This window comes from Microcoleus sp. T3_D1, from assembly GCF_036700405.1.
Taxonomy (GTDB): domain Bacteria; phylum Cyanobacteriota; class Cyanobacteriia; order Cyanobacteriales; family Microcoleaceae; genus Microcoleus.
In genome coordinates this window covers 30,415-43,024 of the sequence record NZ_JAUBOV010000033.1, presented here as the reverse complement: position 1 = coordinate 43,024, position 12,610 = coordinate 30,415, and the positions used below count along the sequence as shown (strand labels likewise).

The following is a 12,610-nucleotide window of genomic DNA, read 5'->3' as shown; positions in this document are numbered from 1 at the left end:
GAAATCCTACCAATTAACGAGCCCGATTCGCAGTCACCCCAGAGGGCCTATCTCCAAAAGCGTACTAGGATATTGACCTAGAATTCGGGTATGCCCTACCCTATCTAAAAAAAGTGAATTGTTTTTTTTTCTGGTTATGAGGCTGTATTAAGGCCCTAGCTGTTTTGAGAGTTTTCGCCGCTCTTTGTCCCCCGGTTTACGCCTAAAAGTGTGTCTGAGTCCCTGTTTCACGAGGGCGTTGCGAGTTTAACCTTGACTTTTATAGTATACATACTACACTACAAAAACCAGCAATTCCCTGATTTTTGGGAATGGGTTTAAGAAATTAAAGCCGTCCTGGAAGGACGGGGTTTTAAACCCAATTTCCCGATAACACAGGGGTAGCACAGTTGGCATTAGGCGCTGTTGTCTGCTAATTGCTCTTGCTGCCAGAAATCGGGCCCTGAGCCGGCAAGCCAGCGAGCGACCGTTGCTGTTTGAGGCTTTGCACTTCCAGCAGCAAGGATTCGATTTCTGCTTGCAAGTGCAGGAACTTAACTTGCTGGTCGGCTTGGTAGGGGCACTTCACCAAATCTACTTTGCGGGCAAAACTGGTCGATAGGGTAGAAGAACTAGCCATTTCGGGGTTGCTCGCGGCGACTTGAGGCCGGGAAAGAGTGGATGAATTATTTGACATTAGTAATTGAGTAGACATATCTACACATTCACACCATTAAGTTACTTTAACCTGAACCGATCGTATTAAACATCAAATTAACCGATCGAGCTAAAATTAGTGTAAATTCCTTAGCCATTGCCTAAAACCATTGACATCGTGACCCTGATTCTACCTGCTACAGACTCTGCTGCTAACTCCGCTGCCCGCGCCGCCGAGCCGAAACGCTACGGCTGGCCCGGCTTGATCGAAGCTTATCGCCCCTACCTGCCGGTGACGGAAACCACGCCGGTAGTGACGCTCCAAGAAGGCAATACTCCCCTGATTCCAGCACCTGCGATCGCCTCTCTCATCGGTAGAGACGTGCGCGTCTTGGTGAAATACGACGGCCTCAACCCCACTGGTAGTTTCAAAGACCGGGGGATGACAATGGCGATTTCCAAGGCGAAGGAAGCTGGTGCCGAAGCTGTAATTTGCGCCAGTACCGGCAATACTTCGGCCTCGGCGGCCGCCTACGCCCGACGCGGGGGAATGCGAGCTTTCGTGTTGATTCCCGAAGGTTACGTGGCTTTGGGCAAGCTGGCGCAAGCTTTGCTTTACGGTGCGGAAGTAATTTCGATTGGCGGAAATTTCGATCGAGCCCTTGAAATTGTCCGCGAAATGGCCGTTAACTACCCCGTGACATTGGTCAACTCCGTGAATCCTTACCGTTTGGAAGGCCAGAAAACCGGCGCTTTTGAAGTCGTTGACGCTTTAGGCGATGCCCCCGACTGGCTGTGCATTCCCGTCGGAAATGCGGGAAACATCACAGCATACTGGATGGGTTTTTGTCAATACCACCAAGCCAAAAAATGTTCGCGCTTGCCGCAGATGATGGGATTTCAAGCCGCCGGGGCTGCGCCGTTGGTAACGGGCTCACCGGTATCGCATCCAGAAACCCTGGCGACGGCGATTCGGATCGGCAACCCTGCTAGCTGGAAACAGGCGATCGCAGCTTCCGAAGCCAGCCGCGGCAGTTTTGCTGCAGTCACCGACGCCGAAATTCTCGACGCTTACCGTTTGTTAGCATCGCAGGAAGGAATTTTCTGCGAACCGGCGAGTGCAGCTTCTGTGGCCGGTTTGCTGAAGGTAAAAGACCAAGTTCCGACTGGGGCGACGGTAGTTTGCGTGCTAACTGGTAACGGTTTGAAAGACCCGGATACCGCAATTAATCACAGCAACAATCAATTTAAAAGCGGCATTGCTCCGACTTTGGATGCAGTAGCTGGGGCGATGGGATTTTAAGAAGTTAGTTGTCAGTTGTCAGTTGTCAGTTGTGTTCTTTGTGTCCTCTGTGATTCATTTAAACTAAGATATTGCACCGGCGGTCAACAACCTGTAGGGGCGGGTTCACCAACAATATCTAACAAGTACCCACAATCTGAATAAACCCGCCCCCACCCAACAGTAAATCGCAATCTACCTCTTTTAACATACAAGGGGCTGCTTACTCAATAGCTTTCAAGGATACCAAAAGACTAAAAAAGCCGCCCCCACCCCGCGCGAAAGTCCTCGATTGATATTGTTGTAAGATATCAGTTTAAATTCACATCTTGCACCAATATAAGAAACAGGCAAGATGCCTGTTCCACTCTTAGTTAAAATCTTTTGTGGGGAGTAGGGGTTGGGCCGAAGAACCCGCCCGTAAGCCCATCGAAACAGGCTCTCCGGCCTGTTCCACAAAATATAAATTTTCTTGTGGAACAGGCCGGAGAGCCTGTTCATAAAAGGCTAATTGAGAATGGTGCAACATCTCAGTATCAATAAACTCCTGTGAACTCACTTTTTTATCAATAAACTCAGCGAGACAATTTTGTCATTATCTTATGACTAAGCCTACTGCAACCCTGTTAATTTCCTGTCCCGATCGCAAAGGGCTTGTCGCCTTACTTGCTAACTTTATCGCCTCCCACAACGGCAATATTATCCACGCAGATCACCATACAGATTTTACCGCCGGATTATTTCTGAGCCGGCTAGAATGGCAATTAGATGATTTTGACTTAACCACCGAACAAATAACACCTGCTTTTAGTGAAATTGCCAAGGACTTACAAGCCAACTGGCAATTGCATTTCTCTCAGAAAATTCGACGCATCGCAATCTGGGTAAGCCGTCAAGATCACTGTTTATTAGACTTGATTTGGCGACAGCGAGCGCAAGAAATCAGAGGTGAAATTCCGCTGATAATCAGCAATCATCAAAATTTAAAGCCCATTGCCGCACAATACGGGATCGACTTTGAGTATATTCCCATTACTAAAGACAATAAAGCTATTCAAGAAGCACAACAGTTAGAAATTCTTAATAAATATAAAATTGATTTAGTAGTTTTGGCTAAATATATGCAAATCTTGAGTCAAGACTTTATCAGAAAATTTCCCAATGTGATTAATATTCACCATTCATTTTTACCCGCGTTTGTGGGTGCAAACCCCTACGAAAGGGCTTATGAAAGAGGGGTAAAAATTATCGGTGCAACAGCCCACTATGTTACACCGGATTTAGATGCTGGCCCGATTATCGAACAAGATGTTGTGCGCGTCAGTCACCGCGATGAAGTCTCTGATTTGATTCGCAAAGGTAAAGATTTAGAAAGGGTTGTTTTAGCAAGGGCGGTGCGATATCATTTACAAAATCGTGTTTTAGTTTACGGCAATCGGACTGTGGTTTTTGCTTGAAAATTAGGCATCATATCAATCCTGGTTTGTTACTCCTTCGATCGCTCGGCGAGTGATATCAATTCCGGTTGCACGATCGCAGTGTAGCGACTCCCAAAGTTTGCTGAACTTGACATTCTTCATGACTTGTGATGCGGTTAAGATTTTCCGTTGCCGTCTTGTTGCGATCGCCCTTGGGTAAATTTTCGCAAAGAGCGGCCCATACGACGAGGTTTGGGAACTTTACTTTTACCTGCGGGCCATCCTTCGCGCTGCTGGGAGCGATCGCCATCGGTCTCTTCGGTTTGGTCGTGAAACAAGATGTTCCGCGTGGGATAAGGGAAATCGAAGCCGTTTTCCACATATAGCTTTTTTTTAATAGCAGAAATTACCTTGTCGCGCGATCGCAGATCGTCAATTCGGCGCGGCGGAGCAATCCACCACCGAACGCGGATCTTGACCGTACTTTCTGCTAGATCCATCGCCAGTACATCGGGTGCAGGAGCTTTCAAAACCTCCTTTATGCTGTAGATTGCTTCCAGGATTAACTGCTTGGCGTGGTCAATATCGTCGCCGTAACCAATACTAATATCGTATTCCATGCGGCGTTTATCGAAAGCAGTATTCACTGTCACCGTATTCGTAAACAATTCGGCATTAGGAATGACAATCCGGCGACCATCATAGGTTTGGATTGTTGTAGCGCGCGTCTCAATATTTTCTACCGTTCCCTCAAAGTTTTTAAACACAATCTGGTCATCGATTCGGAACGGTTCCGTCAACAGAATTAGGATACCGGCTAAGAAGTTTTGCAAGATATCGCGAAAGGCAAAACCAATCGCCACCCCGCTAATTCCCAGCAGTTGCACCAAATCGCCAGCTTTCAAGGTGGGAATTACAATCGAAAGAGAAATAAATAGACCAACTAGAACGATCGCACTCTGGGCTAACCGTCCTAACACCAGCCCCAAATTTCGAGCTTGGTGGTGGTGGCGGGTAACTCGCCTGACAACTCTCTTAATTTGCCTACCCACAAAGTAAAAAATTGCAAAGACAATTAACGCCAGCACAATATTAGGCAGCATGATCAGAAAGCCGTCGATCATGCTCTGAATCTTTTTCCAGACTATGGATATCTCTGCCTTCATGAAGTTTCCTCGCGCATCAGTCGTTGTCGATAGTAGTAGAATCTAGCTCGATTAAGTTCTATCTAAAGACTGTAGGTTGGTACGACGCGAGGAAGATTTTTTGGCACTCCTCAAAATTTTGAATGCAGATTATAGGTTGGGATATAGTACATTTACATCGATTAGTAGATGATCCGTAGATGCGGAATAATAAAAAAGCTGATAGATTAATGCAGCCTAATTGCAGTTAAGGCAAAAACAACGCATCGGTGACTAAATCCCATCTGCTAAGGAATGAGAATTAAATAACTTCCACTCTTGAAAGTGGGATGGGCGTCCCGCCCGTCCAAAACGGACGGGCGGGACGCCCATCCCACAATAACAATTAAAATTGTAAGTTATTTAATTCGCGATCCTAAATGAGATTTAGTATGAGGTTTCGCGATCGAGCACTTTCACAACTTTGTTATACCTCTCCTCAGCTTCTTGCTGCGAATTGCCGATACTCGTCACTCCCAATTTGCCAAACTCCGACAAACAACCCATTAAATGAAACACACTGCCCGTCTCTGTACCGCTGTCAAAGTGCAGTTGATTGTCAGCAATAATATCCATCAAATCGTTCGGTAATAATCCCCGATAGCGCTCTTTTTTCAAATTGTCCGAAGCGAGATAATATTTCGGACGGCCCTGCTGGCTGTAAAATAATCCGGTAGTACGATCGTACCGACCGTTTGTTAACAGCTTCAAAGCCATAAACGGATGAGTTGTGCCTCCTTTACGTAAGTTAATTTCTATTGCTTGAAGATCCCATTTTCCATCGGATTGCTTTACAGCGAGAAAATCTACTCCAAATCTCTCTAAAGCACCTTTTTCGGCTAAATTTTTCCCAACTTTCCATCCCAATTCTTGCAACGCCAGCCGGTAAGATTCGTCCGCTGGAAATCGGCAACCTAAGAAAATTTGGCCGTCGGGGCCTCCTAAAATCTGGTCGTGAGTGGAGAGGATTTCTACTTCGCCGCTGGGAATAATTCTGCCTTGAACACTGGGCGAGAACTTTTCTTCTCCTTCGATAAATGCTTCGGCAATTGCCCCTAATTCGGGAATGCGGCTGCTAAAATTTTCCCAGGTTTCGCCCGTTGCTTGAAAGCGCAAATTATGGAAGTGCTCGCCAATTGCCTTCGCTCTTTCTGTAGGTGCTTTACTCGCCAGGGAACGCAGATCGAGAATTGCATTTCCTTCCCCCGAAAAACCTTCATTTAACTTAATTACGATCCGCTGCAAATGTGGCTGCCGTTCCCACAACTCGGCCGCAGATTCTGCTAAATCTTCCGCATTCCAAACCAACTCGGAACCGTCAGGATAAGGCACGCCACATTCTTTAAAAATTTGCCTGCTACCGCTTTTTGTTCCCCAGTATAACAGATCTGGATCGCTGGCCCACAAAGGAATCCCCAATTTAACAGATAACTCCCGTTCTAAGGGGGTCGAGTTATAACAAACCATATAAGATTTTGTCGGCCGCACTGCTTGACGAATGCGCTCCATCAAGCGGGGGCGCTCTAAAATTTTCTGGGTGAGGGATTTGGCAGAAGCATCGTAAGCACTGAACAGCAAAAGCCGATCGCGCGCGTGAGAAAACGGAATTCCCGGCAGCAATTGCAGGTAATAATCCACAATCATCGGGTGCAATGGCTCCGAGGTAATGTAAATTAAGCGCGTGCGGGGATTTCGCAGGCGAATCAATGAAAATAAATGCCGCTCTTCGTAATGGTAAGCACCCTCAACTTTCTGCATTTCTTGCTGATCTAAGCTGACAGAAGGAATGATAATAATGTCACAATCTCCGCTGTCGAATTCTTCTATCGCTCGCCAACGTTCGCGTAATTCTGTCTGAAGATTGCGAAACTTCTGCGCGGATTCGGAAGATGAATTATTTAACTCTTGCATTACGTTTTCTCCTAAGTATTCAAATAATTATTGCTGATGGTGTCGGGTGTGTCAGCCCAGATAAGTACGGACTGTGCACCGTGCCCTTCTTCGTGTCAACAAACATGTTAAACCCAGTCAGAGACTCCGGTTGGATAATATAGGCCCAGATCCCCCCTAGCCCCCCTTAACAAGGGGGGAACCGGAAATGGCTCAAAGTCCCCCCTTCTTAAGGGGGATTTAGGGGGATCGAGACTCGGCTATAAACGAGAGATACAAAAGGCTTTCGGCTTAAGTTGACACTCCGAAAGGCTTTTGCCGTATCCCTACAGCGTCGGAGACGGCACGGTGCGGTATCCCTACAAATGCTCGCGTACAATCTATCTGTATCACTATCACTACTTTTGGGAATTGCTCTAAGAAGCTCGCCGCGCTCGAAAAAGCCTGGCATATTCCAATATTGGCTCTAAGCGGCGTTGATTTTGCTTGAGTGCCGAGATCAATTTTTCCGAAGGGCCCAACACCAGGGGAGCCGAATATTTGTTCAGCATCTCGATTTCTGGCGACTGGCTCAGCAGCATCAGCCGCACGTCTTTGTCGAGCAAATAACTCAGAGACAGCAAATCTCCCATGTTCGTAAAATCGTTGCCGCGATCGCTAATTACAATTGTATCTTTAATCGATCGGTTAGCTATCGCCTCTTTGTTAATAATTTTCGCAACTTCAGCATTAAAATAGCTCAAGTCTTTGCTCCACCAAGTATCAGAAAAAGCGCTGACCGTACAGGATGCTACACTTGCTGTAAAAACCAGGGCTAAAATGACTTGCCAAAACCGCTGCTGAATTTTCACGTTACTGGCGAGCAAGTAAGCAACTGCTAGCTGCACTCCCGGAAAGCAGGAAATCAGATAGCGGCTGACGGCCGAACGTTTGCCGCCTAGGATTAGATCCGGTAAGGCCAAGATCAAAAAAGGTACAAAAATTGATGTTAAAATAAACAGCCAAGTTGAACTGCTAGTCCGGCGGCAGATTGTGTAAAGGGCTGCCGCAATTAACAGCAAAAATGGCAATCTCAGCAGATAAGTCCAGATATTATCAAAGCCTAAGTCGAAGTCAAAAAATAATGCTGTAAAGCTGAGCGTCCACAATTTGACAAGATACAGCCAACCCGGAGATACTCGCGTCCAATCTGTCGTAGCTGATGCTCGTCCCAGGTTGGTTGCCAGCACGTAAATCCACGGAAGATACAATATTAAAGCTGCTGTTACTGCTAAAAAGAATTGGGAATTAGTTACATGACCTCGCAATTTTGTTTTTTTAACAAACAACCAGTAAGAAATTATAAAAACTCCGTGTCCGATGAGTGTTAAACTGAAGAAAGGGTGAGTGTAGAAACCAAGGGCGATCGCCAGCGAGTAAAATACCCAATTTTTCCAACCCCGCAACCGCACTGCTCTCAGCAGCAGCCAACTACTGCCAATAACTGTGGCTGTCAGCAAACTGTACTGCCTTGCTGTCTGAGCAAACAATATGTCAAAGGGTGATAAAGCCAAAAGTGCTGTTGCTAATAACCCAGCCAAATTCGAGGCGAAAAGTTCCTGAGCTAAACCGTACATCAAAGGCAGCGACAGCAAACTCAATAGTGCTGGCAAAGTGCGCGATGCTGTTAGAGAACTGCCAAATTGCTGCATCCACCAACGAGCCATGAGAAAGTATAAAGGCGGATGCTGCGGGTCTTCTAGTGCTAAAGAACGAATCGTGTCTGCTTCTGTAGTTCCCGGTTTAATCCGCTGATATTTTTGCAATTGTGGTGCGGGAACAATCCGGTTTTGGAATAGTTGGTCGTCGATTTCTTGGCGGGTGAAACCAGCGGCGCGGATTGATGTGTAAACTTCGTCGTGCCAGTAAAGCTTGCGATCGATCTCAAAAAACCGAAATCCGATACCTAGTAAAATGCCGATCGCCAATAAGTTAATCAACCAGCCGGAATTTTTGGTATTAACAGATGTGTCTTGATGTGTTGTAGATCCCATGCTTGTCCTAATTGTGGCGATTACTTGTTACCAGGAAGAGCCTGGTAACACAGATCCGGAGGCTCTGCCTCCAATTTTAATGTAAGCTTTTCGAGGCAGAGCCTCGCTTACATCGGTTCCCAGACAGAGCCTGGGAACCAGTTAAATATCTTCTACATCTTGGGCATTCTGAAGGCGGGAGCAGGCTGAACCACCCCAAAATCAAGAATCTTCAACCAAATGCTCCCAGAACCTCCAGACCCCAAAAATAACTGCTAACATACGTGTTGTACAGTTAATCAACAAGCTCCGCAAGGGGTCTACCCGCGTACCGCAAATGGCAAAAAAAGAAGCGTCTATAAAAACTTCCACTGAAAACTCAGAAAAGCAAAAAGCCCTAACTTCCGTACTTTCCCAAATCGAGCGCAGCTTTGGCAAAGGGGCGATCGTCCGATTGGGAGACTCCACTCGCATGAGGGTAGAAACCATTCCCACCGGAGCCCTGACACTGGACATTGCTTTGGGCGGCGGTTTGCCAAAAGGCCGAGTCATTGAAATTTATGGCCCGGAAAGTTCCGGTAAAACCACTCTAGCCCTCCACGCGATCGCCGAAGTCCAAAAATCCGGCGGAATCGCAGCCTTCGTCGATGCCGAACACGCGCTCGATCCCACCTACGCCTCAGCTTTAGGCGTCGATATTGAAAATCTCTTAGTTTCCCAGCCGGATACCGGCGAAATGGCCCTAGAAATAGTCGATCAACTCGTCCGTTCCGTCGCCGTCGATATCGTAGTAATTGACTCCGTAGCCGCCCTCGTCCCCCGCGCCGAAATCGAAGGCGACATGGGCGACTCCCACATGGGTTTGCAAGCGCGTTTGATGAGCCAAGCTTTGCGGAAAATCACCGGCAACATCGGCAAATCCGGCTGTACCGTCATTTTCCTCAACCAATTGCGGCAGAAAATCGGCATAACTTACGGCAACCCCGAAACAACAACCGGCGGCAACGCACTCAAGTTCTACGCCAGCGTGCGGCTTGACATTCGCCGCATTCAAAGCTTGAAAAAAGGTACCGAAGAATACGGCAACCGCACGAAAGTTAAAGTTGCTAAAAATAAAGTTGCTCCGCCTTTCCGTATTGCCGAATTTGACATTGTATTTGGCAAAGGCATTTCTACTTTAGGCTGTCTGACTGACTTGGCCGACGAAATGGGAGTAATCATCAAAAAAGGTTCTTGGTATAGCTACAACGGAGAGAACATAGCTCAAGGACGAGACAAAGTGATCCAGCACATGGAGAAAAACATCGATTTCAAAAATGAAATTGAGGAGCTAGTTAAAAAGAAACTTGAGACTGGTGCTCTGGTTTCTGCTAATTCTGTCGCTCCTATTGAGGTAGATGATGTAGATGAGGTAGATGATGTAGATGATGTAAATGATGTAGATGATGTAGATGGTTTGGACGAAGAAATCTAAGTTTTTTAGTCCTCAATTGTTACTCGTTTACTGGTTGTTTACTCGTTTTACTCGTTACTTTCGCAAAGAACGAAAGTAACGCTCAACAGCGACAAGCGAGCCTCGAATTTAATTTTCGCTCGGCTTCGGCTCGCTTGTCGCTTACACGGGTTAAGAGGCACAGCCAGTAAACCAGTAAACCAGTAATACCATCATCACGAGACGGGATGCGGAGGATGCCGTGGTGATGTCGCTAGAGTTCTTTAATAGTTTGCTGGAAACAGTTCATTTACTTAAATCTCCCGCCAATGCTGCCCATTTGGAGCGTTCTATTGCTCAGTTTAAGCAGGGGAAAGTGGTGGAGCGAAATTTGTTGGATGACTAGAAAGTTAGCATGGACGGATGAGGCTTGGGGCGATTATTTATATTGGCAAGGGCAAGATAAGAAAACGTTAAAACGAATTAACAAGCTAATTGAGGCAACAATCCGATTGCCCTTTGAGGGGATCGGAAAGCCAGAACCACTGAGGGAGAATCTGGCGGGAGCCTCTCATATTTGTAAAAATACTTCTCCTGGCTCCTTCCTTCTGCCTACTGCCTCAAAACTCCTATTTCTAGCGGAGGGCTGCTTTCATTGAGATTCTCCCTATTTACGAACACTTATTCAGGCAGAGAAACGGGCTGAACGTATTGAGAATTAGCGCGCACATAACAGCCTTGTCTTGTCAGCATCCAGGGTTGACCGTTCGCCATCGTAATCGCATTTGCTCCCCTGAGTTCAGCAGCAACTGTATCTCTATCCGCGCGGTAAACTTGTTGAATTGCTCCGTTTGCGGTCTTGCGGCAGTTGAGTTGTCCATCTCGCGAGGTCACTCGCCAAGCAGGCCAAGTTACAAAACCATTTGTTGGACTCAACCAAGTATTAGCATTGCTAAAAGTATAGTCGCCACTTGCATTAGGACGCGGTAAAGCTTCGACTAAATTTACTTTAAATGTCTGGCCAATAGAAGGACAATTTTCTCCTGCTTTCACCTTCCAAGTAACTTCGGCTCCCAATTGGCTGCTTCTTCCCACTTGACGCCTGACAATGGCAATATCTCCAGAACAAACAATTTTTGTGCCAGGGCCGGTCGCACTGTCTGTGAAAGTCCCATTGTAATAGTAAGAGCCTACTGCTCCTTCGGAACGGGTAATTTGAATATTGCCAAAAAATTCCCGATTGCCTACTTTGGTTAAGTAAAAACCGCTGCGATTGTTTCCTTTTTCTGACAAGTTTAAAGTAGTTTTACCGTTAGGATTAACATAAGTGGTAGCGCTAGCAGCAGCGCACCAAATCAATGACACAACTCCTGTGGATAACAAAATGGAAAGTTTTTTCACAGCAACACCTTGTATGAATCTCTACTTTATTTGTAGCTGTTGGTGAACATATTTGACCAGTCGCTCACATGAGTGACACTCATTTGAGCGACATTCTAACGACATAGGGGCAATCGCCCATGATGACCACTACAAATTGGGCAACCACGGGGGATTGGCACTACTGCGTAATTCCGAAAAATCAACTCTGGATAACTTCACCTTACTTCAGCTCCCTTCAGCTCTCTTCACTTGTATGCACCTGCATCACGAGGCCTGCAAGCTTCAACTTCTGACTCATTGCAGGTTCCAATAATTAGCAGCAGAATAAATTTATATACGTAAGTAAGGGAGTTCCAATCACCGCTAAATACTGTAGATTTTACGGGTACTTCCCGGTGGGTTAAGTGGCGATTAGAAAAACTAGGGCGATTTTTACAGGTAGCAGATTTCAAATCTAAGAATGCTTGTAAAGAAATGTAAAAGCTCCTGATAGCCGATTGCTGTGACAGAAAGTACGATTTCTAAGCTGAGTCCGTAAAAAAAGTCGTCTTGATTCATCGCAAAAATGAACTTGACAAACACAAATTAATTTGCCAGAGAGTTAAATCATTGTTCGAGGGAGAATAAATCATGGCTGACGGTCAATTAGAAGTTATATTAAAGATTGCTCAAACAATTAATCCTCAAATTGAGAGCGATCGACCTTTTGAAATAGACTTGGAAAAATTGCGCCAACTGCCAGCAGGAACATTAGGGTGCGAAGTGGCGCGATTTCTAGACGAACAAGGCTTTGAGCCGATCGCATCGGGAGACTGGATTCAGCGAAACCACGACGTTTGGCACGTGCTGACTGGTCTTTCAGCTTCAACAGAAGATGAATTGATACTTCAAGCGTTTACTCGCGCTCAAGTCTTTCGCCCTTCCTGTGCGATTTTAGTGTTAGTTGGACTGATCGGTGGCAAATGCGCGATCGGACAAATTATCAAAGGCTTAAAACACGGAAAATTAGCCACTCGGCTAATTAATTGGGACGTTGCATCTGATTGGGAAACTCCTTTATCTGAAGTTCGAGAGAAACTCGGGATTGTACCCTTAATTGATTAGATTTTAACTCGTTACCTCATTGGAAAAGTATGCAAAGCACAAGTTACAAACCGGAAATTAGCCTGAGTCCACGCGAAAGAGCGATCGCGCAATTAGTAGCCCAAGGCCTGCCCAACAAATGTATTGCCAAAAATTTAAATATCAGTCACTGGACGGTTGCTACTTACGTGAGGCGGATTTTTATCAAACTCGGTGTTTGTTCCAGAACTGCGATGATTGCACTGCTGATCCAAGAAAATTTGCTCTGGGACTAATAAATAAGTAGGGTG

13 protein-coding genes are annotated in these 12,610 nt (G+C 46.1%); 7 read left to right on the top strand and 6 right to left on the bottom strand.

Annotated elements, in window-relative coordinates:
* Window positions 1-412 precede the first annotated feature (412 nt).
* Window positions 413-694, bottom strand: a complete 282-nt coding sequence (locus QT992_RS16465) for a hypothetical protein (RefSeq protein ID WP_333340184.1) — start codon at window positions 692-694, stop codon at window positions 413-415.
* A 120-nt stretch (window positions 695-814) separates the two neighbouring features.
* Here QT992_RS16465 and thrC point away from each other — a divergent pair, with 120 nt between their 5' ends.
* Window positions 815-1,939 (top strand): threonine synthase, encoded by a 1,125-nt coding sequence (thrC, locus tag QT992_RS16460; protein ID WP_333204358.1) that lies wholly within the window; start codon window positions 815-817, stop codon window positions 1,937-1,939.
* A 349-nt stretch (window positions 1,940-2,288) separates the two neighbouring features.
* Here the strand turns inward: thrC and QT992_RS16455 are convergent, their stop codons facing one another.
* The gene (locus QT992_RS16455) at window positions 2,289-2,477 is read right to left on the bottom strand and encodes a hypothetical protein (RefSeq protein ID WP_333340187.1); all 189 of its coding nucleotides are present in this window, start codon (window positions 2,475-2,477) and stop codon (window positions 2,289-2,291) included.
* A gap of 43 nt (window positions 2,478-2,520) precedes the next feature.
* Between QT992_RS16455 and purU the strand changes: the two genes are divergently transcribed.
* The gene (gene purU, locus QT992_RS16450) at window positions 2,521-3,375 is read left to right on the top strand and encodes a formyltetrahydrofolate deformylase (protein WP_333340190.1); all 855 of its coding nucleotides are present in this window, start codon (window positions 2,521-2,523) and stop codon (window positions 3,373-3,375) included.
* Window positions 3,376-3,512: 137 nt separating this feature from the next.
* On the opposite strand, the gene QT992_RS16445 is transcribed toward purU, so the two are convergent.
* From QT992_RS16445 to QT992_RS16435, 3 genes are all read right to left on the bottom strand, one after another.
* Window positions 3,513-4,502 carry a mechanosensitive ion channel family protein gene (locus QT992_RS16445; RefSeq protein ID WP_333319847.1) on the bottom strand — a complete coding sequence of 330 codons (990 nt, stop codon included), beginning with the start codon at window positions 4,500-4,502 and terminating at the stop codon, window positions 3,513-3,515.
* A 405-nt stretch (window positions 4,503-4,907) separates the two neighbouring features.
* A complete protein-coding gene (locus QT992_RS16440) occupies window positions 4,908-6,431 on the bottom strand; it encodes a peptide ligase PGM1-related protein (RefSeq protein WP_333377332.1) in 1,524 nt (507 codons plus the stop codon).
* 395 nt (window positions 6,432-6,826) lie between these two features.
* Window positions 6,827-8,443: a glycosyltransferase family 39 protein gene (locus tag QT992_RS16435; RefSeq protein ID WP_333377331.1), complete on the bottom strand. Its 1,617-nt coding sequence runs from the start codon at window positions 8,441-8,443 to the stop codon at window positions 6,827-6,829.
* Window positions 8,444-8,759: 316 nt separating this feature from the next.
* On the opposite strand from QT992_RS16435, the gene recA reads away from it, so the two are divergent.
* The 3 genes from recA (at window position 8,760) to QT992_RS16420 (ending at window position 10,513) form a co-directional block, all read left to right on the top strand.
* Window positions 8,760-9,896: a recombinase RecA gene (gene recA, locus QT992_RS16430; protein ID WP_333342599.1), complete on the top strand. Its 1,137-nt coding sequence runs from the start codon at window positions 8,760-8,762 to the stop codon at window positions 9,894-9,896.
* A 190-nt stretch (window positions 9,897-10,086) separates the two neighbouring features.
* Window positions 10,087-10,260 carry a type II toxin-antitoxin system Phd/YefM family antitoxin gene (locus tag QT992_RS16425; protein ID WP_333377339.1) on the top strand — a complete coding sequence of 58 codons (174 nt, stop codon included), beginning with the start codon at window positions 10,087-10,089 and terminating at the stop codon, window positions 10,258-10,260.
* Window positions 10,184-10,513 (top strand): Txe/YoeB family addiction module toxin, encoded by a 330-nt coding sequence (locus QT992_RS16420; RefSeq protein WP_333377329.1) that lies wholly within the window; start codon window positions 10,184-10,186, stop codon window positions 10,511-10,513. Before QT992_RS16425 ends, QT992_RS16420 begins: the two co-directional genes overlap by 77 nt.
* A 22-nt stretch (window positions 10,514-10,535) precedes the next feature.
* Here QT992_RS16420 and QT992_RS16415 read toward each other — a convergent pair whose 3' ends face one another.
* A complete protein-coding gene (locus QT992_RS16415; RefSeq protein ID WP_333342603.1) occupies window positions 10,536-11,255 on the bottom strand; it encodes a hypothetical protein in 720 nt (239 codons plus the stop codon).
* Window positions 11,256-11,867: 612 nt separating this feature from the next.
* Between QT992_RS16415 and QT992_RS16410 the strand changes: the two genes are divergently transcribed.
* A complete protein-coding gene (locus QT992_RS16410; RefSeq protein WP_333342606.1) occupies window positions 11,868-12,341 on the top strand; it encodes a Coq4 family protein in 474 nt (157 codons plus the stop codon).
* Between the two features lie 29 nt (window positions 12,342-12,370).
* Window positions 12,371-12,595 (top strand): response regulator transcription factor, encoded by a 225-nt coding sequence (locus QT992_RS16405; RefSeq protein WP_083888111.1) that lies wholly within the window; start codon window positions 12,371-12,373, stop codon window positions 12,593-12,595.
* Window positions 12,596-12,610 lie beyond the last annotated feature (15 nt).